General features: G+C 40.0%; 24 protein-coding genes. 22 read left to right on the top strand and 2 right to left on the bottom strand.

All coding sequences use genetic code 11. The features are described from left to right. Positions 1–18 precede the first annotated feature (18 nt). Positions 19–690, top strand: coding sequence for a DUF421 domain-containing protein (locus tag BM057_RS00480; RefSeq protein ID WP_092090738.1), 672 nt, complete (start codon positions 19–21; stop codon positions 688–690). 68 nt (positions 691–758) lie between these two features. Here the strand turns inward: BM057_RS00480 and BM057_RS00475 are convergent, their stop codons facing one another. Beyond that, complete coding sequence (locus BM057_RS00475; protein ID WP_177186134.1) at positions 759–2,552, bottom strand: DUF4153 domain-containing protein; 1,794 nt, start codon at positions 2,550–2,552, stop codon at positions 759–761. Between the two features lie 330 nt (positions 2,553–2,882). Between BM057_RS00475 and BM057_RS00470 the strand changes: the two genes are divergently transcribed. The 4 genes from BM057_RS00470 to BM057_RS00455 all read left to right on the top strand — a co-directional run bounded on the left by BM057_RS00470 (position 2,883) and on the right by BM057_RS00455 (position 7,055). Next, positions 2,883–4,277 carry a uracil-xanthine permease family protein gene (locus BM057_RS00470; protein ID WP_425439003.1) on the top strand — a complete coding sequence of 465 codons (1,395 nt, stop codon included), beginning with the start codon at positions 2,883–2,885 and terminating at the stop codon, positions 4,275–4,277. Positions 4,278–4,488: 211 nt separating this feature from the next. Continuing rightward, positions 4,489–4,875: a GntR family transcriptional regulator gene (locus BM057_RS00465; protein WP_092090735.1), complete on the top strand. Its 387-nt coding sequence runs from the start codon at positions 4,489–4,491 to the stop codon at positions 4,873–4,875. Next, positions 4,872–6,257 (top strand): PH domain-containing protein, encoded by a 1,386-nt coding sequence (locus tag BM057_RS00460; protein WP_092090734.1) that lies wholly within the window; start codon positions 4,872–4,874, stop codon positions 6,255–6,257. The genes BM057_RS00465 and BM057_RS00460 overlap by 4 nt, the downstream gene beginning before the upstream one ends. 126 nt (positions 6,258–6,383) lie before the next feature. Further along, positions 6,384–7,055: a CAP domain-containing protein gene (locus BM057_RS00455; RefSeq protein WP_092090733.1), complete on the top strand. Its 672-nt coding sequence runs from the start codon at positions 6,384–6,386 to the stop codon at positions 7,053–7,055. 584 nt (positions 7,056–7,639) lie between these two features. Here BM057_RS00455 and BM057_RS00450 read toward each other — a convergent pair. Next, a complete protein-coding gene (locus tag BM057_RS00450; RefSeq protein ID WP_092090732.1) occupies positions 7,640–8,083 on the bottom strand; it encodes a YaiI/YqxD family protein in 444 nt (147 codons plus the stop codon). 208 nt (positions 8,084–8,291) lie between these two features. Between BM057_RS00450 and BM057_RS00445 the strand changes: the two genes are divergently transcribed. The 17 genes from BM057_RS00445 to flgL all read left to right on the top strand — a co-directional run bounded on the left by BM057_RS00445 (position 8,292) and on the right by flgL (position 25,294). Beyond that, entirely contained in the window at positions 8,292–10,025 is a 1,734-nt protein-coding gene (locus BM057_RS00445; protein WP_092090731.1) for a methyl-accepting chemotaxis protein, read from the top strand. A gap of 30 nt (positions 10,026–10,055) precedes the next feature. After that, a complete protein-coding gene (locus tag BM057_RS00440; RefSeq protein ID WP_177186133.1) occupies positions 10,056–11,240 on the top strand; it encodes a PfkB family carbohydrate kinase in 1,185 nt (394 codons plus the stop codon). Positions 11,241–11,321: 81 nt separating this feature from the next. Next, positions 11,322–13,532, top strand: coding sequence for a methyl-accepting chemotaxis protein (locus BM057_RS00435; RefSeq protein ID WP_092090729.1), 2,211 nt, complete (start codon positions 11,322–11,324; stop codon positions 13,530–13,532). A 39-nt stretch (positions 13,533–13,571) separates the two neighbouring features. Next, on the top strand, positions 13,572–14,030 hold the full coding sequence (locus BM057_RS00430; RefSeq protein ID WP_092090728.1) for a chemotaxis protein CheW: 459 nt from the start codon (positions 13,572–13,574) through the stop codon (positions 14,028–14,030). 34 nt (positions 14,031–14,064) lie between these two features. After that, on the top strand, positions 14,065–14,547 hold the full coding sequence (locus BM057_RS00425) for a chemotaxis protein CheD (RefSeq protein WP_092090727.1): 483 nt from the start codon (positions 14,065–14,067) through the stop codon (positions 14,545–14,547). A gap of 13 nt (positions 14,548–14,560) precedes the next feature. Continuing rightward, entirely contained in the window at positions 14,561–15,574 is a 1,014-nt protein-coding gene (cheB, locus tag BM057_RS00420; protein WP_092090785.1) for a chemotaxis-specific protein-glutamate methyltransferase CheB, read from the top strand. 4 nt (positions 15,575–15,578) lie between these two features. Further along, a complete protein-coding gene (locus tag BM057_RS00415) occupies positions 15,579–16,361 on the top strand; it encodes a CheR family methyltransferase (protein WP_092090726.1) in 783 nt (260 codons plus the stop codon). Positions 16,362–16,379: 18 nt separating this feature from the next. Then, a complete protein-coding gene (locus BM057_RS00410; RefSeq protein ID WP_092090725.1) occupies positions 16,380–18,434 on the top strand; it encodes a chemotaxis protein CheA in 2,055 nt (684 codons plus the stop codon). Then, positions 18,418–19,014 (top strand): chemotaxis protein CheC, encoded by a 597-nt coding sequence (locus BM057_RS00405; protein ID WP_092090724.1) that lies wholly within the window; start codon positions 18,418–18,420, stop codon positions 19,012–19,014. Before BM057_RS00410 ends, BM057_RS00405 begins: the two co-directional genes overlap by 17 nt. A 20-nt stretch (positions 19,015–19,034) precedes the next feature. After that, complete coding sequence (locus tag BM057_RS00400) at positions 19,035–19,397, top strand: response regulator (protein WP_092090723.1); 363 nt, start codon at positions 19,035–19,037, stop codon at positions 19,395–19,397. A 13-nt stretch (positions 19,398–19,410) separates the two neighbouring features. After that, positions 19,411–19,830, top strand: a complete 420-nt coding sequence (locus BM057_RS00395; protein ID WP_047392883.1) for a chemotaxis protein CheW — start codon at positions 19,411–19,413, stop codon at positions 19,828–19,830. Further along, the gene (gene fliM / locus BM057_RS00390; RefSeq protein ID WP_092090722.1) at positions 19,827–20,825 is read left to right on the top strand and encodes a flagellar motor switch protein FliM; all 999 of its coding nucleotides are present in this window, start codon (positions 19,827–19,829) and stop codon (positions 20,823–20,825) included. Before BM057_RS00395 ends, fliM begins: the two co-directional genes overlap by 4 nt. Further along, a complete protein-coding gene (gene fliY / locus BM057_RS00385; RefSeq protein ID WP_092090721.1) occupies positions 20,818–21,900 on the top strand; it encodes a flagellar motor switch phosphatase FliY in 1,083 nt (360 codons plus the stop codon). The genes fliM and fliY overlap by 8 nt, the downstream gene beginning before the upstream one ends. Positions 21,901–22,254: 354 nt before the next feature. Next, positions 22,255–22,548: a flagellar biosynthesis anti-sigma factor FlgM gene (flgM, locus tag BM057_RS00380; protein ID WP_047392892.1), complete on the top strand. Its 294-nt coding sequence runs from the start codon at positions 22,255–22,257 to the stop codon at positions 22,546–22,548. Positions 22,549–22,555: 7 nt separating this feature from the next. Further along, positions 22,556–22,924: a flagellar export chaperone FlgN gene (flgN, locus tag BM057_RS00375; RefSeq protein WP_047392894.1), complete on the top strand. Its 369-nt coding sequence runs from the start codon at positions 22,556–22,558 to the stop codon at positions 22,922–22,924. Between the two features lie 12 nt (positions 22,925–22,936). Further along, positions 22,937–24,364 carry a flagellar hook-associated protein FlgK gene (flgK, locus tag BM057_RS00370; RefSeq protein ID WP_047392896.1) on the top strand — a complete coding sequence of 476 codons (1,428 nt, stop codon included), beginning with the start codon at positions 22,937–22,939 and terminating at the stop codon, positions 24,362–24,364. A gap of 3 nt (positions 24,365–24,367) precedes the next feature. Next, positions 24,368–25,294, top strand: a complete 927-nt coding sequence (flgL, locus tag BM057_RS00365) for a flagellar hook-associated protein FlgL (protein ID WP_047392898.1) — start codon at positions 24,368–24,370, stop codon at positions 25,292–25,294. The last annotated feature ends 104 nt before the right edge of the window (positions 25,295–25,398 follow it).

The raw sequence follows: 25,398 nt of genomic DNA, 5'->3' as shown, positions 1-25,398 counted from the left end.
GTTAGAGGAGGGCTGCAAGTGCTTGTCAGCATGATCATAAAGTTGATATTAGGACTGGTTGTGCTGCTCCTTGTGGCTCGGCTGGTTGGAAAAAAAGCTTTATCCAAAGTGACCCCTTTTGATTTACTCTATACCTTGGTTCTTGGCAGTATCCTTGGCTCTGCAATGTATCGAGACGAAGCAAATATTGGACATATCGCCATTGCAGCTATTCTTTGGGCAGCCATGATCTACTTGATCGAACGAGTTGTCCAAAAAAGCCGAAAAGCCAGCAGATGGTTAAAAGGAACGCCTTCTGTTTTGATCAAAGATGGAAAGCTCAATATAGAAGAAATCAACGAAAATCACATTGAAATGGAACAAATGCGCGCCATGTTAAGAGAAAAAAGCTGCTTTTCGTTAAAAAATGCTCAGCATCTTGTGTTAGAAGCAAACGGAAATTATAGTGTTGCTAAACAATCAGATGAAAACATGACTATAACGATTCTTTTGGTTGAAGCAGGAAAAATAAAGAAGAAGACGCTTCAGAGCAACGGTTTAGGAGAAGATTGGTTAAGAGATCGTCTGAAGGAAGAAGGTTTTTTCTCTTTAGAATCGATCGTATATGCAGAATGGTCCCAAGAGGAAGGGTTCTACATTGTTTCTACCACGGATGAAACCAGCGACTTTGTGATAGAAGGCAAAAACTGATAGACCAAAAAGACCGAGAAAAAATCTCGGTCTTTTTTTATCTATCACAATAGACTGTTTCATATGTTCTATTTGATATCGATCAGAAGATACAAGTCTAAATAAACACGATCTGTAGAAAGATTAATGGAATGGACGATAATTTGAAGGCGTGCTTGCTCATTTTCGTAAACTTTGGTCGTCGCTTCATCTAACGTCATCGATGTTTCACTAAAGCTAGCTAAAAGGGAGTCGAAAGCTTCTGTTGGATCAACTTCAAGCAGCGGCTGGTTATTCTCTTTTGTTTCTTTATAAAGAGCGAAAGAATAATAAGATGTTGCAGGTGTCATCTCTAAAATATATGTTGTTTCATCAGAAGAAAAATGCAGCTCTTCTGACTGCTGTTTACTGCCGTTGTCTTGAGAAAGGTAAACGGAAGTCACATAATCAAAACCATTGACTGGAATGGCTAAAAATTCGCTGTTATTCAAATAAACTTGCTGAGAAGCAGCCGTTCCAGTGTGTTCACCTGAATAAGAAAAACCAAAAGTGTCTTTAAATTTATCTTTTGTCAGCAATGTATCAGGCAGCCAAGCGACCGTAGATAACTCGTCCATCTGCTGAAGATAATCGACAGATTTGATGATGGTTTCTTTATCTTGAGTAGAAATCGAGCTGTTAGGTTGAATTTTCCCGTCTACAAGCATTTGATTGTCTTTTAAAGTGCTCTCTAGGCGATGAAGCTGATTGTTCCGACTGACCGTAAAGGCATCGATTGGCGGCATGATAGAAATAGCCGAACAAATCAATAGTAACGCAGCAACCCAACCGTTTTTCTGCGGCGGTAGGAAACTGAAAATCAAACCAGCAACGACAGCAAAGAAACCAAACAAGATGACATAATAGCGACCATGTGTTACGCCCAGTTCATTGATTTTTAAAATGGATGCAATGGTTTGCAGCAACACAATGGGAATCAGAATCGTAGGAATATTTTTGCGGTACCAGTTCGCTGCAGGAGTTTGCAAGTTGCAAGCCAACAGATAAACAAGGATCGTTTCGATTGCATAGGAGACCAGCATCGGTTCAAGTAAATTATCCGTCCAAAAACTGCCCCGAATATTAAGCAATAGATAAACAAAAAGAATAATGGTAAACACAGCAGATAAAGGAATGACGACATAAGAAAGCAGAATATTAAGCATATTTGAAACAGTGGTTGCTTCATCTATTCTTTGTTTTCGTGCCGCTTTTTGTTTTTCTGATAAATCAGCGTCTTTCTTTCCTAAGAAAGGAGGCGTAAAAGATAAGAAGAAAAGAGGCGCGAATAAAGAAGCCACGACATTAAAAACATGTGTATAAACCTTCCCGTCAACATCGAATAAGAGAACATTCATGGCGCCTAAAATGAAATAACTGCCCGCAGTCAATACGAGTGTAAATAAAAGTGTGATAAAGAAAGCACGAAAGGCTGATAAAAAGCTGGCATGGAAAGGAACTGGATTTTTGATCGTAGGGATCCAGATGTAGGCGATGAAGAGGGCAAACAAGATCACGCCAACTTTGATCGACAGTTCTAAACTAAACGTTTCATTTGGCAGCAGGAAATAAAAAAGCATAGTCAATAGAAGTGCGCCGCCCATTAGCAGCAGACGTTCTGTTAAGTTTGAAAAGAAGCGTTCATATATTTGCTGGGCAACCACACTCAACATGGTCCCCACCAGTAAAGTCATATATGTTTTTTCATTGTCGAAATTGCTGGTTTCAATGAGCATCGCTGAATAAACGGTCAATACAACGAGAAAAAGTAAAGTCAGCGGGTAACGACTTCCGGCAAGGATCAAACTCTGGAATTTTTGTTGAATCGACTGAATGATTTTCATCATCATTCCTCCTCATGTCGGATAGAATTTTATTTCATCTTTAGTATACCTTTTTTTCGTACTAGCAGATACCAAAAAACACTTTACAAAGCTCAATAGAGAAGAAGGTTTTGCTGAAAGATGAACAACAAGGGATAAAAAAGTCGCACATCTTAAAATGAACGAAGCAAAACAGCTTTTTGACACAAACACGAACAATAACAAAAAGAATTAATATAAATATCGTTATTAGCTTTACAATCTATAAGGGTGTCAGTATAATAAATCTATCAAATTAAACGAATGATAATTAATTGGTTAAAATTATTGTTCGTGTTTAGGAGGATTATTGTGGAAGAGAAGCTGAGCCAATCGCTTTCGGCAATCGATAGAAAAAAGCTGCAGCAAGTAACGGAAAGAAGAGAAAGAGAACAAGATGGGCTGGAACTAACCTATCATATAGATGATAAGCCTGATCTTTTCACCACTACTATTCTTGGTTTTCAAAATGTACTGACGGCGTTTGGCGGTCTAGTAGCTGTTCCATTGATCATCGCGGGAATGGCAGGATTCGGTGTGGCAGATACAGCTTATATGATCAGTACTGCTTTGTTTGTTTCAGGAATCGTTTCAATCATCCAGTCGAAAGGTATTGGACCTAAAGGTTTTCGGATCGGTGCTGGGGTACCGACCATCATGGGAACAGATTTTGGTTTCGTAGCTCCTGCAAATGCTGTGATCAATACAATGGGCGGCGGGATCGCCGGCTATTTTGGCGGTACGATGTTAGGCGCATTGCTAGAAATCGGATTAAGTTACTTTGTAAAACCACTGATGAAGTTCTTTCCACCCGTTGTTACTGGAACAGTCATTGCGCTGATGGGCATGACGTTGATGCCAGTTGCTTTTGATTGGGTAGGAGGCGGAGCAGGAGCGGCTGACTTTGGTTCTCCTATCAATCTAGCTATTGCAACGCTTGTTTTTGTGATTATTATTGCACTGAATCATTATGGCAGCCAGCGCATTGGACCAGCAGCCGTTTTGATCGGTATCGTAGTTGGTTACTTGGTCTGTATACCACTAGGAATGGTTGATTTCAGCCAAATCGCAGCAGCTGATTGGTTTGCTTTTCCACGTCTCTTTAAATTCGGCGTAAATTTTGATCTCCGTTTTGCGATTCCGTTTGTGGCGGGTTACTTGGTTACCGTGATTGAAACGGTCGGTGTGATGCAAACGATCGGAGAAGTGACACAGCATCCATTATCAGACGAAGACATTGCGAATGGTGTGCGTGCAGACGGTTTCGGTTCTTTTATCGGACCTGCATTGGGTTCAGGACCAGTAGCAACCTTTAGTCAAAATGCTGGTTTGATTCCATTGACAAGAAATGCTTCTCGTGTCGTAGCCATTGCTGCTGGAGTGATCCTTGCCGGAATGAGCTTCTTTCCTAAGTTGGCAACGATCATTTCCATTATGCCGCTGCCAGTTCTTGGAGGTGCAGGCATCTTGATGTTTGGAACGGTTGCCGGAGCAGGAATCAAATCTTTGTCTCGCGTCAAATTCAATAATCGTAACTTATTGATTGTTTCTGCTTCTATCAGTATTGGCTTAGGCGTGACGTTCCGCCCTGAAGTCGTAGCTGGATTGCCGGGCATTTTAAATGGTTTGTTTTCATCTGGTATTTCAGCTGGAACAATCGTAGCACTCGTTTTAAATCTTCTTTTAAAAGAAAAAGCAGAAGTCTAGTTGATAAACGAACTAAAAAAGTTCGATTGAATGTACCGTAAGTAAAAAATAAAAAAAATCAGATGAAATATCCCATGGGGATGTTTCATCTGATTTTTTGTTAGGCTTCCTATTCAAAGAGATCGTCTCATCTTCAGTTTACACATTGCATTGCTTGTATTATAATAAGTAATACAAAAGAAGTTTGTAAAAAGAGAAAGAAGGGGTCAACATGCTTTTGGAGATCGATACAACATCTGCAACCCCCATTTATACACAGATTCGTGATCAAATGATTTTGGGGATCGCTCAAGGAGATTTAAAGGTGGCAGAGTCGTTGCCCTCCGTCAGACAATTAGCAGATGAATTAGGCGTCAATATGATGACTATTTCTAAAGCTTATACCGTATTGAAAAAAGAAGGATATCTTTTGACTGATCGACGGAAAGGAACGCAAGTCGCACCTTATCCTAAGAAAACCGACTCTTTTGCTCGTGAGTACCAGCAGCAACTAGCCTTATTGACAGCAGAGGCTGCGATTCATGGTCTAACACCAGAAGAAATGGTGAAAGATGTCGTTAATTTATTTACTGAGTTTAGAAAGGATGAATCAGTATGAACATTGTGATCTGGATTTTGATCGGAACCTATTTTTTATTGGCGTTAATCTTACGCATTCCTGGAAACCCGCATAAAAATATTATTTTAGAAAATACTTTGCCAAAAGACAAACTGGATGAGCCAAAAGTGACTGCATTAAGAAAAGCTTATAAAAACAATTTGTTAAAGATTGCAGGTGCGCTTTCAGTGCTGACACTGCCGCTATTATTTGTATCCTATGATTCAATTGTGATGGCTAGTTTCAGTTTATTGTTGGTGGTTTCCATCGGAGCTTTGTACGGATGTGAGATCTTCTATATTCATAAAATGCGGCAACTGCTGATTGAACAAGATTGGCTGTTACAAGTTGCACCTGTGCTTGTAGACACAAAACTAACAGTTGAAAAAAATAAAAAATTGGTGCCCGTTGCTTGGTTGATTGGGAGCTTGCTGATAGCTGGCGCTGTATTGGCTTTCAGCTTTTTCCAATTTGGCAGCAGCACGATCAGCTGGACACTTTTAGGCACCTTCGTCTTGCTGTGGGGAGTATTTGCAGCTGGCTATTATGCTACTACCCGTATTCCTGTCAGAGCATTGACCGATGATCAGGAGACCAACCGACAGTACAACAACCTGACAAAACATGCATGGTCATTTATGATGGTTATGCTGAGTTATTTGTTTATTCCTACTTTATTGATTCCTTTTGTCACATTGGTCAAAAGTGCATGGCTCAGTTCGGTGCTGATGGTGGGCTTCTTATTGTTGCTGTTAGCAGGTTCACTGTTCACGTTCTATTTGACCTTCCGTTTGCGAAAAAAACAAGATGTCCTGCTTGAGGAAACGACGAGTTACCGTTACAACGGTGAAGACCAATACTGGAAATACGGCATGTATATCAATCCTGATGATTCCCGTTTGATGGTTCCAGATCGTCTGGGAATGAATTTGTCTATTAACTTAGGCAAACGTTCTGGGAAAATCATTAGTGTGATCACACTGGTCAGCGTGCTGGTTATTTTGATCGGAACGACTTTTCCACTATTTTTATTTGATTTTGGGGAAAATCAATTGCATTACACCTTAACGGATGATCAAGTTACCTTGAACGCTCCTTTGACAAAGGCATCAAGCATTCCATTTGTTGAAATGGAGTCCGTTGAATTGCTTGAAGATTTGCCGAATACTCGCATCCGAATCAATGGTATGGCTACGGATGATTATTTAACGGGTATTTTTAAAGTCGAGAATAAACGTGCAGTGTTGTATGTTGATCGCTCGTCAAAACCGATTTTAAAAATCACCACTCAAGACGAAGACTATTATTATACCAACAAAGATGAAGCCGAAACGCAGCAGCTCTATCAAGCATTGCAAAATGATTTGGGTAAAAGCCATTAGCCTTTCTATTGTTGTTCGAGGCTCCTAAAAATGCTAGTCAAAATAGAGAAATCTTAACAAAAATCTATAAAATTTTGGTAAACTGTAGAAGATACTCATTGGCTGAAATAGAGAAAGGAAAATCGAATGAAAAAATTCTTGGCAAGCTTGATGATGATTGCTGTATCGATCGTTTTTGGCTATTGGCTCCATGCGGTGCATCTTTTGGACCACACCTTTATAGGAGAAGGCTTAGACTGGGTCGTTGAAAAAGTGCCTGTTCCTGAAGAATGGGATCGATTGCCAGTCATAGAGACGCCTGAAGAGCCGCCAACGCATGAACAACCTGCTGACAGTGAAGAAACCCAAGAGACCAATAGCGAAACAAATGAAAAAGATGATGCTGTTGATTACAAAAAGGTAGAAGACAAAATTTTTGTATTATTGAACGAATTGCGTGAAGAAAAAGGTGTACAGCCGGTCACGAAAAACAAACAGTTGAAAAAAGCTGCTGATGTCCGTGCAAAAGAAAGTGCGACTTCTTTTTCCCATACAAGACCCAATGGCGGTGACGCTTTTACGGTTTTTGAGGAAAAAGGTTTGGCTTATCCTTATTTGATGGCTGGAGAAAACTTAGCCATGGGCACCTATTATTTGGATGAAGAAGGAATGGCTGAATTTCTGTTTAACGGTTGGGTAGACAGTCCGGGGCATTATAAAAACATGGTTCAAAAAGACTTTGAAGAAGTAGGGATCGGTGTCTATTATGACGGAAAGATCCTTTATACCACTCAATTATTCGGAACACCAAGAAATTAAAAAATAGAACTCATTCTCATTTGTGTTTGTTGTAGAAAGCATAAATGGAGAATGAGTTTTTTTTGTTTATTCGTCTTGTTATAAGTCAAGAGCAGGAAGTAAGTTGCTGTTTGTTCGTCCACACTTTAGTAAACATGCAGCAGTTTCGTTTGATTATAGTGCTTCGTTCAGGGCAGTTATTCTTTAAAGCAAAAAGAGATGAAGAAAGGCATAGCCTCGCGCTTACCTTACCTTTGTAAATGGTCAATAAGGATCAATAAGGATCAGTAATGACCAACTCAAACAAGCATTGTCCCTCGAGTTGGTTCATAACTGGGATTAATGACCAACTCAAACAAGCATTGCCCCTTGAGTTGGTTCATAACTGGGATTAATGACTAACTCAAACAAGCATTGCCCCTCGAGTTGGTTCATAACTGGATTTAATGACCAACTCAAATAAGTTTTGCCCCTCGAGTTGGTTCATAACTAGGATTAATAAGAAAATCAAACTTCATTACATTCTCAAGTTGTTCATCAGCTTCCGATAAGTAGTTAGTCGTCTTGCTTACAAGCTAAAAGTTGATAACTACTATCTTTTCTAGCTATGATTCAGCGAGCGTGTCTTTTAAAAGTGCACGGAATTTTTCTCTATCGGCTTCGGTAAAAGCTTTAGGTCCTTTTGTACGTTTGCCTCCTTTTCTTTCCATCGCGCTAAAGTAACGTTGCTGCAAAAGGGCATCAATATTGTCGCGTGTATATCGAAATCCCTTGTGGTGCAAAACGATACAGCCTTTTCCTAGTGCCAAGGAGGCCAATCCATAGTCTTGTGTAATAATCAGATCGCCTTCTTTCGCTAGCTGCATGATGCGATAATCTGCTGCATCAGCACCTGTGTCAACATAAATCGTTTTTACGTTTTTGGGCAAGATCTTTTGCGAATAATGCGGAAGACTGGTCACTAAAGTAACGGGTAATTGTTGAAGCTGGCTTTCTTCAATCACAATATCTTTTACTGGACAAGCGTCGGCGTCGATATAGATGTTCATATTTTCCCCTCATTTTTACATATTGTTTTTCCTGATAAATAAACCTTTTTTGCTTTTCTCTACTATAACAAACTAAAAACCAAAAGGACCAGCTCTAAAAGAAAACTTTTGTTTTAAAAAGCTTAACTCTTTTTAGATCACTACCGATATAGCTAATGAAATAGATCTATTCAAAAAAGCAAGATGCAAGAAAGAAGGAGTTTTAGATATGGAAATGAGTACAGAGTTGCCAAAAGACAAAAAGAAATGGAGGAAAAGGATATATTTTAAAAGTGTTAAAAGCATGCTGATAGCAGGTTTTACAGGCATTATTTTAATGGTGTTAGGATTAAGCTTTTTTAACTTAACGGCTATGAACAGCATGAAAGACAGAGTGACTTACATAGTAGAAAATGAACAACCTTTACTTGTCGCTGATTTTCAACTGGCTAATGACATGGCGCAACGTACCAGTTATTTGCAAAGCTATATTTATTCAGGAGATGAAAGCTTTGCAACGTCTTTTAATAAAGGAAAAGACCAAGATATGCGTTTGGAAGAGTATATTTCCAAACATTCAGATTCTTCTTGGGTTAGTGATGTGATGGCACAAAAAGCAGAATGGGGAACTTTAACAGACAATTTACTGGATTTGATGGAAAAAAATGACACGATAGCAGCAGAACAGCTGTTAAGAGAAAAGATTCAGCCATTGAGTGATGAATTAATGGATAGCTTAACTTACTTAGCAAATGAAAAAAGTGAAAAAACCAAAGCAAGCGGAAAAACTGTTTTAGATCTCAATAAAAGAAACAACCTATTCAGTTTTAGCATTTCAATTGCCATCGTGATGGGCTTGTTTGTACTTGCCTTTCTCATTATCAAATCGATCATGAAACACATCAAGCCTATTAATGAAAGGCTGCATGTGATCGCTGACGGTGATTTTAGCCAAGAACCACTAGAAACACACCTAACAGACGAGTTGGGGCAAATGGTCGTTTCAGCAAATGATATGAATGACAGCTTGCGCGGGATGATGATGTCAATCGCGAATTTAGCTGAAATGACTTCTAGCCATAGTGAAGAATTAACACAAGCTGCCAACGAAGTAAAAAGCGGCTCTGAACAGATCGCAACAACGATGCAGGAAATTGCTTCTGGATCGGAGACTCAAGCAGAAAGCGCGTCTGAGCTGGCCACTTTGATGATTTCATTTGCAGATAAAGTTTATACGGCTAACGATGCGGGTGTGAAAACCAATCAATCTACTGGCTCTGTCTTAGAAATGGCAAATAAAGGACAACAGCTGATGGATCGCTCTTCCAGTCAAATGACTAAAATCGATGGCATCGTTCATGATTCTGTTGAAAAAATGATGCATTTGAATCAACAAACGACTGAAATCTCTAAGTTGGTCACCGTCATTAAAGATGTGGCAGAACAAACGAATCTGTTAGCTTTAAATGCTGCGATCGAAGCAGCGCGTGCCGGCGAACAAGGGAAAGGCTTTGCGGTCGTTGCGGATGAAGTGCGAAAACTAGCAGAGCAAACTGCTCAGTCTGTAACCGATATCACAAACTTTGTCCAGGCGATCCAAAAAGAATCCTCAGCAGTAGCGGAATCATTAACTGAAGGATATGTAGAAGTACAAACGGGAACAAAACAGATCCACGAAACCAATACAACATTTAGTCAAATCAACCATGCAGTTGAAAAAATGGCTGGCAATATCGAACACATCACAGAGAACTTGTCAGATATCGCCAAGAGCAGCCAAGAAATGAATGTATCTATTGATGAAATTGCTTCTGTTTCAGAAGAGTCAGCTGCAAGTGTGGAAGAAACATCTGCTTCTTCACAACAAATTACCGGTTCAATGGAAGAAGTAGCGGGCAGTGCAGCCCAACTGGCACAAATTGCTGAAAACCTCAATGCTTTAGTTCAAAACATTCAAATGTAACTTATGCAGAAGAAAGAAAAGGAAAAGACGATGGATTTGAATAAAAATGAAGCAGCCGTTTTAAAATGGGTCAAAGAAGATCCATACATTTCACAAAAAGAACTAGCAAAAAAATTAGAATTGTCTCGTCCAGCTATCGCCAATATCATTTCACGTTTAGTCGGAAAAGGCTATTTACTAGGACGCGCTTATATCGTCAATCATACTTCGCCAACGATTTGTATTGGAGGCGCAGATATTGACAAAATCTATCAGTTAAAAAGGTCTTTCCAAAAAGGAACGACGAACCAAATTGAAGTTACCCAGGAAATAGGGGGCGTTGCACGTAATATTGCTGAAAATTTAGGGCGTTTGGAAAGAGAGGTCGAACTGTTTTCAGTTGTGGGAGACGATATGAAATGGCAACAGATCGAGCAGGCATCTAGTCCTTTCATGGAAACGACACATGTGATGAAAGTCCCAGAACAAGCAACAGGAACGTCTATTGAAATGAAAAATGAAAGAGGACAAGCGGATGCCAAATTGGCTGAAGATAAAATCTATGAACAAATGAGCGTGTCTTGGCTGACGAAACAAGTTCATCTATTGAGAAGAGCTAGACATATTATCGCAGACTTAAATTGTCCAAAAGAAGTGATCGAATATTTGCAAATCGTAGCTCAGCAAAGTGGGGTTCCTTTGGTCGTTGTGACTGTTTCCATCCATAAAATGCAGCATTTGCCACATGACTTGACGGGTATTCATTTGTTTGCCTTATCAAATGACGCAGAAACAGATACACAGTGTGACATTCAAAATGAGCAAGATCTTCAGCAGGCTGCAGATTATTATTTAAAAAAAGGTGCTGAAAGTGTCTTGATCAGCAAAGACTATAAAACTGTAGTGATGGGAGCTGCGGGGGGAACAAGCCGGATATTTACGTTCAAAGAAATCGATAAGCCGATCCTTTCTTTTGGCGGTGTCAAAGAAGCGTTCTATGCTGGGCTGCTTCATGCTTGTATAGAAGATCTGCCGATAATAGAACGATTGAAGATGGGATATACCAATGCTTTTTATACTGCTCACACTGAAAAAAATGTCCGTACAGACTTGTCCAAAGCTCAATTAGAAAAAGAGTGTAGTGAAATGAAAGACTTTGTCTATACGATGCAAATGATCGAGCTAAGAACTGCTGACGATCCTGATCAAAAAACAATAGCTTTATCATCATTCTGATTACTCAAAGAGCAAAAAATCATGAACCAAACCATCAGCTTTATTTCTTGATCAAAAAATAAGTTTAAGGAGCCAAAACTAATGGAGAAACGAATAAAGCCGTTTGTTGTTAAACGATTTTTTAACAAAGGTACAAATAAACATAAGAGCATAAGATTATTGATCAATATCGTTATCGTGTTACTGATTCTCATTCCGATGCTGATCTCTTTGATCATGAATTATTACAGCTCCGCACGATTGCTGGAAAACCGAGTAAAAGAAAATGAGGAGAGCAGTGTAGTTCAATTATCCTCGCAGTTGAAAAGCGCTGCGACATCATTAGAAGAAAGTATCAATCATTTAGCGAAAGAACCGGAATTTTGGGGGATCGAGGATAACGAAACGCTTAGAACCACCGTTTGGGAAGACTTGACTTTTTTTAAAAATACAAATCCTTATGTAGGAAATGCTTTTTATGCTATGGAAAGCGGAACGTATATCACTTCAGCTGAAGGAGAAAAAGAAGGTCAAATTGTTGATCAAGCAAACTGGTACCAAGGGGCTTTAGCAAATAACGGCAACTTATATTGGTCTAAGCCTTATTCAAAAGATCAAACCAATCAATATACGGTCACGCTCTCGAAAGCTGTTTACCAAGGTGGAAAAGTTTATGGTATTTTAGGGATCGACTTTAATTTATCTAAGTTTAGTGAGCTGATCGTAAATAGCAAGATTGGGAATACAGGCTCTTCTTTTATTCTTGATCAAGACGGAAAGCTGTTTATGTCAGGCGATGGTCGCAATATCGGCCAAGATTATTCTTCCATGGCTTTGGTAACAGAAGCTAAGGACGACAAAGGTTTTGTTTTTGATGATGCGTTGAATGAAGGAAGCTTCGGGACCTATTATGAAAAAATTCCTGGCATTGGTTTGACCGTATATGGTGCTGTTCAACAAAACGAAATGAGCAATGAATTACAAGCAACGACAAGAATCGGTTTGGTGCTGTTGATTTGCGGAATCTTATTGTCTATTTTTATTGCAATAGCCCTATCAGGATACATGATCAATATCATGGAAACATTCACTCATGCTTTCAAACGATTAGAAAATGGAGACTTAACTGCTCAATTGCACGATGAAGATTTATCAGGAAAAAGCAATACAACACTGTCTCGTTTTTTCCGTAAGGGAAAGAAATCTAAAGCAGCAAGTAAAAAGAAACAGACAACAGCCATCGCGGCGGATAGCCATGAACTAGGTCAACTTGCTTTCTATTTTAATCAAATGGTACAAAAAATGCAGCATTTGGTTGGAAACATTCAAACTAGCAGCGCGCGCGTATCAGACATGACGGAAACATTGACAGAGATTTCTAAGCAAACTTCTTCTGCGACTGAAGAAGTATCTGAAACGATCTCAGGTATTGCGGATGCGACAAGCCTTCAAACACAAGACACAGCTGCAACTTCAGCTCAAATGGATGCACTGGCTTCGATTTTGACTGATATGGAAACCGATTTGCAAAATATGAGCCAGCATGTCGATGACACAACTTCAGCCAACTTTAAAAATAGCGAAAAAATGATGCACGTATATGAAAACTGGCAGAATACGATCGAAACATTGGGTAGTTTGAAAGAAAATATTACTTCGGTAGACGATGAAATCCAAAACATTGAAAACATTACTCAAGTTATCAGCGGAATTTCTAGTCAGACAAACTTACTAGCGTTAAATGCATCAATCGAAGCAGCACGTGCTGGCGAAGCAGGACGCGGCTTTGCTGTTGTAGCAGATGAAGTCAGAAAATTGGCTGAGCAAAGTGCCCGCTCTTCCAAAAATATCAGCTTGATCATTCAAGAAGTGCAAAAGAAATCACAAAATATGGTAGAGAAAGTGCAAGAATCGCATGAAGACAGTGAGAAGCAAACCAAACTGATCGACCAAGCAATCGAAGCGGCTAACACCGTGATGGACAGAGTTGAAGCCTTAGTAGAAAATATCATTCATGTCATTATGTTGAGCAGTCAAATCAACGAGAAAAAAGAAGCAGTGGTGTTATCTGTTGAGAATATTGCTGCAACTGCTGAAGAAAACTCAGCCGGCACCGAAGAAGTTTCTGCTAATGCACAAGAAATCTTGGCTACGATGGAAGAGTTCACTTCTCATATCTACGACTTGGAAAGTGTGGCAAAAGAACTAGCTGAAGAAACGGACCGCTTTAAATTAGCGAAAGAACGTGCTGCTTACCCTACTGAATCAGAAGCAGGACTTGGAGATCCAGTGATACCAGCTGTTGGATCTTAAAATCGACTCCTATAAACAAGAACAAAAGCAGGTGAGAAAATGGAAAAATATGTTGTTTTTACATGTCATCAGCAGAAATTTGCACTGCCGATCGATAAAACAGAAAAAATTCTGCAGCTAGAAAAAGTAACGAGTGTCTTGGATGCTACTGCTTATATTTTGGGAATCATCCAATATGATGAACAGATCTTACCAGTAATCGATATGAATGAACGTTTCTTTAAGGAACGAATGGCTTTTACCTCAGATGCAAAAATCATTGTGGCAGAATGGCATGACAAAAGAATCGGCTTAGCTGTAGATGATGTGCTGACCGTTCAAACTTTTGAATCGGTATCGCTGAAAGAACATCATGATAAGATAAAAGACGAAACAGCGGAAAGTATCCGTGCTTTTATATCCAAAGATGAAGAGATCATTACGTTGTTAAATTGCGAAACCTTTATTTCAGAAACAGGCAGCAAAGAACTTGAAGAACTGATCGAAAAAGCAGGATAGTGTGCAAAAAATAAGATAGGTGGCGGGCGGATAAATGGCAGAAGAGATCAAGGTGAAAATTTCAGATTATCACATCACTCAGCCGCCAAATCTATTGATGACGATCGGTTTAGGCTCCTGTATCGGCATTGCTTTATATGAACCAAAAACAAAAATCGGCGGTTTGAGCCATATTATGCTGCCAGATAGTAGAGCCTTCAAAGAAGCAACGAAACATGAAAAATTTGCTGATTTGGCTATTCCGCAAATGGCAGCTGAGATCAAGGCTTTGAGTGGTCAAGCTAGGTTGGTGGCTAAGATTGCTGGCGGCGCCAGTATGTTTCAATTTACGACAGAGACACCTGCTGGCAATATCGGCGCTCGTAACGCAGCAGCAGTTAAGCAATGTTTGCAAGAGCTGAATATCCCGCTGTTGGGCGAGCATACAGGCGGGAATTCAGGACGCACGATGACCGTAGACTTAGCGACATTTGAGGTGACGGTCCGGATGGTAAACAGAGAAATCATTGTATTATAAAAAGGATGAAAAGATGAATAAAAAGATTTTATTGGTAGATGATTCGCCGTTTATGCGAAAGATCATGTCCGACTTGATCTCTGAAATCGATGGCCTTTCGATCAGTAGTACAGCCCGCAATGGACGTGATGCATTAAAACAGCTGGCTGGGTCTCAACCGGATGTAGTGTTGATGGATGTACAGATGCCAGGGCTGAATGGACTAGATACGTTAGCAATGATCCGGGAGGCTTATCAACTGCCCGTTATGATGATGAGTGCCGATTCCAGTAAAGATTTAACAATTGAAGCTTTGGAACGAGGAGCTATCGACTTTATTGAAAAACCGAAAGACTTGAGACGGTATGCAGACGATTTTAAAGCTGTTGTAGCGGAAAAGATGCGAGTGTTAGATCGAACAACAGTACCGTCTCAGATCAAACCTCTCGTTTCTATGAAAAAAGAATCAGCTGAAACAGTTGATTTTCAACAAACAGAAGCCATCGTGATCGGTGCTTCTACGGGTGGTCCTAAAGCGCTCTTGACATTGATCCGTAATTTGCCTGCAAAAGTGACATTGCCGATTTTTATTGTGCAGCATATGCCAGCTGGATTTACGGCTTCATTTGCTGAACGGTTAAATAAAGAAACCAGCGCAACTGTCGTGGAAGCAACAGATGGTATGCCCATTCAAAGCGGGACGATCTATATTGCACCTGGAGATCATCATATGGAGATTCACCAAAATAAAATTTGTTTACATGAAGGAGCAAAAATACATGGTGTCCGTCCAGCTGTTGATTTATTGTTCCAATCGGCAGCCACTTGCTATGGTGCTCACCTAGTGGGATTGATTTTGACCGGAATGGGACATGATGGTACGAAAGGTTGTAGCAGCATCAAAAAACATGGCGGCTTTATTTTAGCGCAAGATGAAGAAACCTCAGTAGTATATGGTATGCCGGGGAATGCAGTCAAACAAGGCATGGTTGATCAGAGTGTGAGTTTGACAAAATTATCAGAATGGATCAATTGGATAATCGGGTGAAGAAATGGAACTGAATTATGACTTTTTTTATAAGTGGGCTAAACAGTATTTAAAATTGAACTTGGACAGCTATAAAGAAAAACAGCTGCAAAGGCGGATCGCTACTGTGATGAAAAACACTGGTGCAGCTACTTTGGAAGAATATGCCTTAGAAATACAGAGAAATCCAGCAATAAAGCAGAGATTTTTGGATTATATCACCATTAATGTCACTGATTTTTTCCGCAACCAAGATATTTTCGAAGAGTTTGAAGAACAGTTGGTTCAACAACTCGCGCCAAAATTTTCCGATTTGAAAATTTGGAGTGCTGCTTGCTCGATCGGTTCTGAACCTTATTCGATGGCGATGATGTTGGATAAACATGGGATCGCTACACGGGAAAAAATTCTGGCAACAGACATTGACGAAACAATCTTGAAGCGAGCTAAGGAAGGGATCTACTCTGAAATAGAGATGAAGAATATCAGAGCTACAGATTGGGTAGATTATTTTGACTTAGCAGAAAAAACTTACTATTTGTCTCCAGCCATCAAACAAAAAGTTCGGTTTAAAAAACATGACTTGATCGCGGACCCTTATCCCGATAAATGTCATGTGATCCTTTGCCGAAACGTGACGATTTATTTTAAAAACGACGTGAAAGACGAGATGTATCGAAAGTTTAGTGAAGCGCTCGTCCCCGGCGGTTTATTTTTCACTGGTGCGACGGAAACGATCTATGATCCTAAAGCTTATGGTTTAAGAAAAATATCATCTTTTATTTACGAAAAAGAGCACCGATGCTAAAAGGAGGAAGAGTGAAACATGACGGATGACAATAGTAAATACCTCGAAGTTTTCTTTGAAGAGACGGCTGTGCATTTACAGGTATTGAACGATCGTGTCCTTGAATTGGAAGAGGACCCAACAGACTTGGAGATCCTGAATGAAATCTTTCGTTCAGCCCATACGTTAAAAGGTATGGCAGCTACAATGGGCTTTGACGCTATGGCTAAGTTGACTCACAAATTGGAAAATATTTTTGACTTACTCAAGTCGCAGACCATTAAAGCGGACAAAAAAACAATTGCTTTGATCTTTGATTGTCTAGATACGTTATCTGATATTGAAGCAGATTTGCAAAGTGGCATAGATGACGAAAGAGATGTCAGTGCATTATTGGATCGATTGAATCATGCTGCAGAAGGGACAACGGCAGAAGAAGAAAAAGAAGAAGTGATGCCGGCTGAACAATGGAATACTGAGCTGCAAAGCATCGAAATGGCAGATATGGAGGTTATCCAAGCAGCTGCGGCAGAGGGTTACCAAGTTTTTTCACTAGCAGTTAAAATCGAAGACAGCAGCATGATGAAAAATGCCCGTGTTTTTCTTGTAATGAGCAAGCTGGAGCAGCATGGAGATATTTTATATTCAGAACCACATGCAGAGATTCTGGAAAATGAAGATTTTGGTTCAGTGTTCAAGTTGCTGCTGCTGACCAAAGATAACATGGAAACCATCGAAGCAGCCGCTAAAGACAATAGCGAAATTGAAGATGTGCTGATCAAGATGGTCACGGCTGAAGCATTATGCGAGACAGAAGAGACGACAGCCAAACCTGAAGAAACGTCTTCGATAGGCAAAGAGGAAGCGAGAGAACCAATCAAGGACCAAGGAAAAGCTGCGAAGAAAAAAAGCTCATCTAAACCAATGGCTGGGAATCATTCGATCCGTGTCGATATCCAAAAATTGGACGATTTCTTAAATGCTGTTTCAGAGCTGCTGATCCATCGCACGCGTTTAGAAGATTTGACGAAGCAGCATGAAATCTTTGAAATGCGGGAGCCGTTAGAACAGGTGGCCCGGATCACAACAGAACTGCAAGATCTTGTTTTGAAGATCCGTTTGCAGCCAGTCAGTACTGTAATGACTAGTTTCCCGCGTATGGTAAGGGATCTAGGAAAGGAACTAGGAAAGACATTTCGACTAGTGATCGAAGGCGAAGATACTGAACTTGATCGCACAGTCGTTTCCGAATTGGGTGAACCGTTGATCCATCTCCTTCGCAACTCGGCTGATCATGGAATAGAACCGGCGGAAAGACGTAAAGAATTGGGGAAAGATCCAGAAGGGTTGATCCAAGTCACAGCTTATCAAGAAGGCAATCGCGTCGTCTTGATGGTCAAAGATGATGGTAAAGGAATCGATCCGCAAACCATTAAAGAAAGCGCTGAGCACAAAGGAATCGCAACTGAAGGGTTGAATGAAAAGGAACTACAGCAGTTGATTTTTCATCCTGGTTTTTCAACAGCAAAAGAAGTGACCAATATCTCAGGTCGCGGCGTGGGAATGGATGTGGTGAAACAAAAAATCAGTTCATTAGGCGGAACAATTGAAATCATCAGTGAAGTTGATAAAGGTTCTATATTCAAAATCAATCTGCCGTTGACGTTATCGATCATTGATTCGTTGTTGGTAAAAGTTGAGACTGAGACATTTGCGATCCCGTTAGACATTATTGAAAAAGTTGTAGAAGTCCAAGCTGGAGACATTGTAGAAACTTACGGCCGCAGCTTGTATGTTCGCGAAGACGAGCCTGTACCAGTCATTTGGTTGAAAAATGAATTAGATTTGTCCCAACAGGAGCAATCGATCCAGCACTTGGTTCTTGTCCAGCTCGGTGAGTACCGTTATGCACTGTCTGTCAACGAGTTGGTGAAGCAGCAAGAAATCGTGATTAAAAAGCTCGGCAAAGAATTGAAGGATGTCAATAAATACTTAGGCGCAACGGTTCTTGGAAATGGTGAGATCGTGCTGATCCTTGATGTCACTGCTATTGCCAATGAAAGTGTCGGTGAACAGCATGTCCAAACCATATAGTGAAAAGCAGTTGGATGCATTAAAAGAAGTGATCAATATTGGGGGAGGACATGCAGCAACGAGTATTTCTCAGTTGATCGAAAAGCCAGTTCACATGACAGTCCCGGTGATCGAAGCATTATCGTATGAAGAAATTTTTGAGCAAATCATGACAGAAGACACGATCGTCAAAGCGGTCTTAACAAAGATCTTAGGCGATGCACCTGGAGCTTTCCTCTTTGTCGGCAAGCAGGAAGATTTAAATGATGTCGCAAAGATGATGCTGCCAGTTGATATAGCAGCTGATGAAGAAATGACGAATTCAGCTTTAAAAGAGCTGGTCAATATCATCGTGAACGCCTTTTTGAACGCTGTCACAAAATTGTTGGATCTGCAGTTGCTTTCTTCTGTCCCGCTATTGACACGTGATTTGTTTGGCTCCATAGTAAGTAGTGTCTATTTGGAGCAAGGGCAATATGACGATACGATTTTGATCATCAAATTAGAATTTTTTTATATGGGTAATCGCGTAGAATCTTCTTTATATTATGTACCGCAATCAAGAAATTTAGAGAAATTGTTTGCCTTGTTGGGCGTTTGAAATTGAAAGGGGAAGAAAAGATGTCAAAAAAAGTATTGATCGTTGATGACGCAGCATTTATGAGAATGAAATTGAAAGATATTCTAGAAAAGAATGGCTATTCCGTTGTAGCAGAAGCTGAAAATGGTGCTGATGCCATCGAAAAGTATAAAGCTGAACAACCGGATATCGTGACGATGGATATCACGATGCCGGAAATGGATGGTGTTGAAGCGTTAAAAGGAATCAAGGCGGTTGATGCCGGGGCTAAAGTTGTGATGTGCAGTGCAATGGGACAACAATCGATGGTAATGGATGCTATTCGTGCCGGAGCACTTGATTTTATCGTGAAACCTTTTGACAGCAGCCGTGTGATTCAAGCACTCGATAAAGTTACCCAGTAGCGGAGGAGAAGAGATGCAGATTATCACCTTTAAGCTAAATGAAAAGGTTTTTGCATTAGATGCAAGCCACACGGAAGAAATGACAAAACAGTTGGTTTGGAAAGCTGTCCCTACAGCACCAAAGTGGATCCAAGGTTTGATCAATTTACGTGGGGAGATCATAAGTTTGATCAATTTGCAACAATTGCTGTATCCATCTAGTGGTATGGAAGAAATGTGTTACAATAACAGCATCATTATGAAAAATGCCGATGGGAAAATGGCGTTTATGGTTGATGAGATTTTGGCAGTGACTGAGATTGAAGCATCAGAAATCAAGCAAGTCGATCAAAAAGAGACGAGCAAGATCGCTGGTATCCTATCTGTGAAAGGAGAAATTGCCAGTCTTATCCAGTTAGATGGGTTAATACCTAAAAGTGAGGGAGAATCGTGACACAAGTCTTATCACAACAAGAAATCGACTCTTTGCTGGCAGCTGTTGAAAGCGGCGAGATCGATGAAAAAGTTTTAGAAGAAGCTGAAAAACCGAAGATCAAAGAGTATGACTTTCGCCGGCCAGTACGTTTATCAAAGGAATATATCAGCATGCTCAGCATGATTTTTGAAGAGTTTGCTAAAATCACAAGCAATATTCTTTCTACACAAGTTCGCTCAGGTGTGACTTTGCAGCTCGCATCGATCGAGCAGATCAGCTTTGACGAGTTCGTTCATTCTGTTCCGCGATTTACGCTGCTGAACGTTTTACATGCCGAACCATTAGAAGGTGTGCAAGTTATCGAAGTCAATCCACAAGTCTGTTTACAGCTGGTTGAACTGTTGTGCGGCAGTTCTCAAGAAATTACTAGTGCTGAAGCGACGGATAAAGACAGCTTTACAGAAATTGAATTCGCCCTATTGGAAGACGTTGGTAAAAACCTAGCACAAGCTTTTCAAGCAGCTTGGTCGGATATTATTGATTTGGATGTTTCATTAGAAGCGATGGAAACGAATGCTCAAATGCTGCAAAATATGTCGCCGAATGAACCGATCGTTTTAACAACTTTTACGACAGAGTTGATGGGAAGCAAAACCTTTATTAATCTGTGTATTCCTTATTTATTCTTTGAAACGATCTTGGACAAGCTGAGCTTCCGCAATTGGTTCCATGGTGGGAAGGAAATCGATCACACAGAGAATGAAGCATTAGAAAGCAACCTGCAAGATGTAAAAGTCAATACTGAAGTCTTATTAGGACAGACAGAGATGCCGCTGGAAAATTTCTTGCAGTTAGAAGATGGGGACATTATTCAATTGGATGGCAAAACATCGCAGCCATTAGTGATGTCTATTGAACATTTGCCGTATTGCCTCGTCAAACCAGGTGTCAAAGGGAAAAATATGGCCATTGAAATTTTACAATATATAGGAGGAGAAACGGCAAATGAGTAGTGACCAATTATCACAAGAAGAAATTGACCGGTTACTAAGCGGACATGCAGAACCGGAAACACCAAAAGAACAGCCTTTACATACCTTAACGCAGCAGCAGACTGATATCATTGGAGAAGTCGGCAATATTTCTATGTCGCAAGCTGCTACAGCTTTATCCAAAAATTTAAACCACCAAGTCTTGATTACAACGCCGCGTGTGACCTGTACCGATTTTGAAACGATCATTGCTCAGAGCAACACACCAAAAGTCGTAACGACTGTTGAATTTAAAGCGGGACTTGTTGGAACAAACATGCTCATGATGGATACAGATGATGCAGCGATCATTGCTGATTTAATGATGGGCGGCGACGGAAAAACGCAAACGACAAAGCTTACTGAACTAGAATTAAGTGCGGTCAAAGAAGTGATGAATCAAATGATTGGTTCTGCTTCAACAGCAATGGCTACGATGTTGGATAAAGTGATCGATATCCATCCACCGAAAGTAGTCGTTTGGAGCGATAAGCAAGATATCGATAACGATTTGATCTTAAAAGATGAAGGGATTTGCAAAATTGCTTTCAATTTAGATGTTGAAGGTATTTTACACAGCGAAATCATGCAAATCTTTGCGCTGGATACTGTCCGTAATATCGAAGCGGCAATGCTTTCTGATCAAGCAGAAGTTGTCAGCGGTCATACGTCAGACCAGCCGACAGCTTCACCTAAGATAGAAATGGCACCAGAACCGGTAAATGAATCAGAACAAAGATTTACAGTCCAAAAACCAGCTTTTCAAGAATTGAGTCACAACGATGCTGCAACAGCTAATAAGAATTTGGATCTGATCATGGACGTTTCGCTTGATTTCAGTGTCGTTCTCGGCGAAAGTAAAAAGACCATCAAAGACATTCTATCTTTAGGCACTGGTTCAGTTGTCGAACTTGACAAAATGACGGACGAACCTTTAGAAATCTATGTTAACGGCAAATTGATCGCAGAAGGAGAAGTTGTTGTGATCAACGAAAGCTTTGGCATTCGGATCACTAATATTCTTAGCCAAGAGCAACGCATCCGAAACTTAAAATAATTGTGGCATGGTAAAGGCAGTAAAATTGTGTCTCTGTTAGGAGCGACATGAGTTACAATTGCAAATCGCGATAAAAAATAAGATAACAACCGTCTCAACTGCTCGCTTGTGTTTGAACTTGTAATATAGAAGATATCTATTTAAAAAAAGGATCAGCTAAGGCTGGTCCTTTTTTTATAAAGTCAAAAAAGCTTCAATTTTGATATATTCTCTTTCTTTTAGTAGCTAATCTAAAAAAATGTGTTAAACTTTTGTTGCTGATGACCGATAAAAGAGATGAAGACAGAAAACGTCTTAATGAATGAGTAATGGACAAAATAGAAATAAAGACAAGATAGAAAGGGAGGACCAAAGATGAAAATTGGAAATGGCTACAACCAATACATCAACAATCTCCGCTATAATAAAGAATTAAAAGAAAATAAAGTAATGAATAAGATAGAGGAAACGTCAACCGTAAAAGAAGAGGCTGTAACAGTTGATATCTCTGAAGCAGCTAGACAGGCAGCCAGCTCAACTAGTTCCACTGCTTTTAGTGCACGTGTAGAAGAAATCAAAAAAGCTGTGATGGAAGGAACATATGAAGTTTCTCCTGAAAAAATTGCTGAAGGTATGGTTTCTGAAATGAACAAACAAAGGAAGGGTTAGAGATAGCATGAAATCATCAACAAATCTAAAAGAAATATTGCAGCAGTTTCTGGCTTTGTTAAAAGTAGAAAAGACAGCATTGATTAAAAATGATGGTCAGCAAATTGAAGAGATCGTCAAAGAAAAGCAAAGCTTCTTAAAAATGATGCAGGAATTGGATCCGTCTGATATGACTGAGCAAGAAGTAGTTGAGGATGTACGAAAGATACAAGAATTGCAAGAAACCAATTTGATGCTGACAAAACAAGCTTTGCAATTTCAAGAAGGCGTGCTGGATGCTATCAGTAAAACTGCGAAAAAGTCAGGTCATACGTACTCGAAAAAAGGGACTTATGCTGCATCAAAGCATCCCAATCTCATCAATCAATCGATTTAAAGGAGTAAAAAGATGTCAGGATTATTTGGATCACTCAACTCGGCAACTAGCGGATTAAAGACGACGCAAACGGCTTTACAGACCGTTAGTCATAATGTCTCAAATGCGAATACAGAAGGCTATACTCGACAACAAGTCAAAATTACCGCCAATAACCCTTATTATCAAGCAGGTGTTGGCTATCTTGGGACAGGTGCAAAAGTTTCAGGTATCGTGCGGGTGGTTGATGAGGCTGTAACTGAACAATTACGTAATGAAAATGCCAATCTGAATAAATATAGCCAGAAGTCTGATGCATTGAGCCAGCTGGAATCTGTCTTTGATGAGCTGTCCGGTACAGGTCTAAGTACCGATATCAGCAATGTTTTCTCGTCGTGGACCTATTTAAGCTCAAACCCAGAATTGACATCCGCAAAAACGACTGTTGTGCAGCATTCGGAAACATTGGCTGATACCCTTAACCATATGGCGACGCAGATTGAAAGTTTGCAACAGGCGACTATCAAAGATATCCAGACCGGTGTTAAAGATTTCAATACGAAAATCGATCAGCTCAATACATTAAATGGACAAATCGCGCATGCCGTATCAAGCGGTGAAACGCCAAACGATCTTTATGACAAACAGGATCAACTGTTATTTGAATTAGCTGGTGTCGCTGATGTTACGGTTCAGATAGATGATTTGCATCGTGCTTCTGTCTCTGTAGATGGAGAAGATATCTTAACAAAAAGCGGGAGTCAACAGTTGGCCGCTTCATCATCGGGCGCTATTTCAGTGGTCCATGAAGATGGAACGTCAAAAGAGATGACGTTAAAAGCAGGTACGATCAAAGGTAACCAGGAAGCTTTGGCCATTATGGATGAACAAACGCAATCCTTAAATGATTTTGCTTATACTTTTGCTACAGCTGTCAATACGGTTCATGGTGATGGCGACGAAACGAATCAGCCGATTTTTGACTTAGGCGGCACGACTGAATACGCTAAAAATATCTCTGTTTCAAAAATCCTTTCAGAGAAACCAGAATTGATTCATGCTGGTAAGGATATTGAACATCCAACAGATGGAGATGGAACACGTGCACAAGCGATTGCCGCTTTGCAGCACACAACATTAACCTATCCTGCTAGTGACTTGAAGTACGATAGCGATAAAATGTCGATTGAAAACCAACAAGAGGGTTCTTCTGTTACCAATCGTTACAACACGATCGTTACAGAATTAGGAATCGTTGCAAATCAAGCCAATAGCAATGCAGAGAGTCAAAGTGACTTAGTTCAATTGCTGAACCAAAGACGGACATCCGTTTCTGGAGTGTCGATCAACGAAGAAGTCACCAATATGATCCAATATCAAAGTGCTTTTCAAGCGAACTCCAGAATGATTTCAACGATCGCAGAAATGCTAGATACACTGATCAATCGAACGGGGGTGTAGTAGATGCGGGTAACAGATTCCTATATGGCATCAAGTTTTCTAAATAATTTACATAAAAATATGTCGAACGTCCAAAAATATCAAGAACAACTTTCTTCTTTGAAGGAGGTCAATCGACCTTCTGATGATCCAATGAAAGTTTCGCAAATTTTAGACTTAAACAACAGCCTGATTCAAAATGACGGTTACAAAACGACGATCAAAGACACGATCGATTTTACAAATGTTCAAGACTCTGCCTTGAATCATGCAACAGAAGCCATGCAGCGTATACGTACACTGGTACAGCAAGCAGCGAGTGATACTATGAATGATGATAATCGCCAAATTATTAAAAAAGAAGTCGAAGCAGAGATCTACACTTTGACTGACGCATTAAATACTAACTTTGGCGGCAAGTATGTTTTTGCCGGGATGAATACGACGACCAAACCATTTGAAGTAGTGAAAGAAAATGGTGAGTTCACGGGCATTCAATACAATGGTACTGCTAATGGAAGCGGAAAGCTGACGAGAGAAATTGCTGCTGGTGTCTCTATCAGCTTAAAAACTGATGGTCGTGAATTGATGAATGAACAAGGCTCAGCTGAGAAACCAAGTAACATAGGGACTTTTCTATCAGATGTTTTAACAGCCCTAGACGCCAATGATACAAAAGCACTATCTGGAGATTTGTTGGCACGTGCAGACAAAGAAATTGATAATATCGTTACCATGCGCTCAGAAACGGGAACGATTTATAACCGTTTGACAGCTGCTCAAGAAAGAAATGAAACCAATAGCTTGAACTTGGAATCGATCCGTTCTGAGAAACAAGACATTGACTTAGCAGAAAAATTTATGCAGTATACGATGGAGCAAACAGCTTACCAAGCTTCTCTAGCTATGGGAACCAAAATTTTATCAACTAGCATTTTGGACTATCTTTAATAGATAGTCTTTTTTTTGAGGAAAAAAATAAGCTTACTGCTTAATTCACTACCGTTCTTTCCGATATAAGGGGTGAAGGCAAGAACTTCACACCTATTTAGGAG

Origin of the sequence: Pisciglobus halotolerans (genome assembly GCF_900113675.1) — a bacterium.
In the GTDB taxonomy this organism is placed as follows: domain Bacteria; phylum Bacillota; class Bacilli; order Lactobacillales; family Carnobacteriaceae; genus Pisciglobus; species Pisciglobus halotolerans.
This window is presented reverse-complemented; position numbering and strand designations above follow the sequence as displayed.

Excerpts from the sequence above, each read along its gene's own strand:
- flgL (WP_047392898.1), top strand. The coding sequence starts at position 24,368 with ATGCGGGTAACAGATTCCTATATGGCATCAAGTTTTCTAAATAATTTA.
- BM057_RS00430 (WP_092090728.1), top strand. The coding sequence starts at position 13,572 with ATGGAAAAATATGTTGTTTTTACATGTCATCAGCAGAAATTTGCACTG.
- BM057_RS00410 (WP_092090725.1), top strand. The coding sequence starts at position 16,380 with ATGACGGATGACAATAGTAAATACCTCGAAGTTTTCTTTGAAGAGACG.
- BM057_RS00415 (WP_092090726.1), top strand. The coding sequence starts at position 15,579 with ATGGAACTGAATTATGACTTTTTTTATAAGTGGGCTAAACAGTATTTA.
- flgM (WP_047392892.1), top strand. The coding sequence starts at position 22,255 with ATGAAAATTGGAAATGGCTACAACCAATACATCAACAATCTCCGCTAT.
- cheB (WP_092090785.1), top strand. The coding sequence starts at position 14,561 with ATGAATAAAAAGATTTTATTGGTAGATGATTCGCCGTTTATGCGAAAG.
- BM057_RS00475 (WP_177186134.1), bottom strand. The coding sequence starts at position 2,552 with ATGAAAATCATTCAGTCGATTCAACAAAAATTCCAGAGTTTGATCCTT.
- BM057_RS00455 (WP_092090733.1), top strand. The coding sequence starts at position 6,384 with ATGAAAAAATTCTTGGCAAGCTTGATGATGATTGCTGTATCGATCGTT.
- fliY (WP_092090721.1), top strand. The coding sequence starts at position 20,818 with ATGAGTAGTGACCAATTATCACAAGAAGAAATTGACCGGTTACTAAGC.
- BM057_RS00465 (WP_092090735.1), top strand. The coding sequence starts at position 4,489 with ATGCTTTTGGAGATCGATACAACATCTGCAACCCCCATTTATACACAG.
- BM057_RS00450 (WP_092090732.1), bottom strand. The coding sequence starts at position 8,083 with ATGAACATCTATATCGACGCCGACGCTTGTCCAGTAAAAGATATTGTG.
- BM057_RS00395 (WP_047392883.1), top strand. The coding sequence starts at position 19,411 with ATGCAGATTATCACCTTTAAGCTAAATGAAAAGGTTTTTGCATTAGAT.
- flgK (WP_047392896.1), top strand. The coding sequence starts at position 22,937 with ATGTCAGGATTATTTGGATCACTCAACTCGGCAACTAGCGGATTAAAG.
- BM057_RS00445 (WP_092090731.1), top strand. The coding sequence starts at position 8,292 with ATGGAAATGAGTACAGAGTTGCCAAAAGACAAAAAGAAATGGAGGAAA.
- flgN (WP_047392894.1), top strand. The coding sequence starts at position 22,556 with ATGAAATCATCAACAAATCTAAAAGAAATATTGCAGCAGTTTCTGGCT.
- BM057_RS00400 (WP_092090723.1), top strand. The coding sequence starts at position 19,035 with ATGTCAAAAAAAGTATTGATCGTTGATGACGCAGCATTTATGAGAATG.
- BM057_RS00460 (WP_092090734.1), top strand. The coding sequence starts at position 4,872 with ATGAACATTGTGATCTGGATTTTGATCGGAACCTATTTTTTATTGGCG.
- BM057_RS00435 (WP_092090729.1), top strand. The coding sequence starts at position 11,322 with ATGGAGAAACGAATAAAGCCGTTTGTTGTTAAACGATTTTTTAACAAA.
- BM057_RS00440 (WP_177186133.1), top strand. The coding sequence starts at position 10,056 with ATGGATTTGAATAAAAATGAAGCAGCCGTTTTAAAATGGGTCAAAGAA.
- BM057_RS00405 (WP_092090724.1), top strand. The coding sequence starts at position 18,418 with ATGTCCAAACCATATAGTGAAAAGCAGTTGGATGCATTAAAAGAAGTG.
- BM057_RS00425 (WP_092090727.1), top strand. The coding sequence starts at position 14,065 with ATGGCAGAAGAGATCAAGGTGAAAATTTCAGATTATCACATCACTCAG.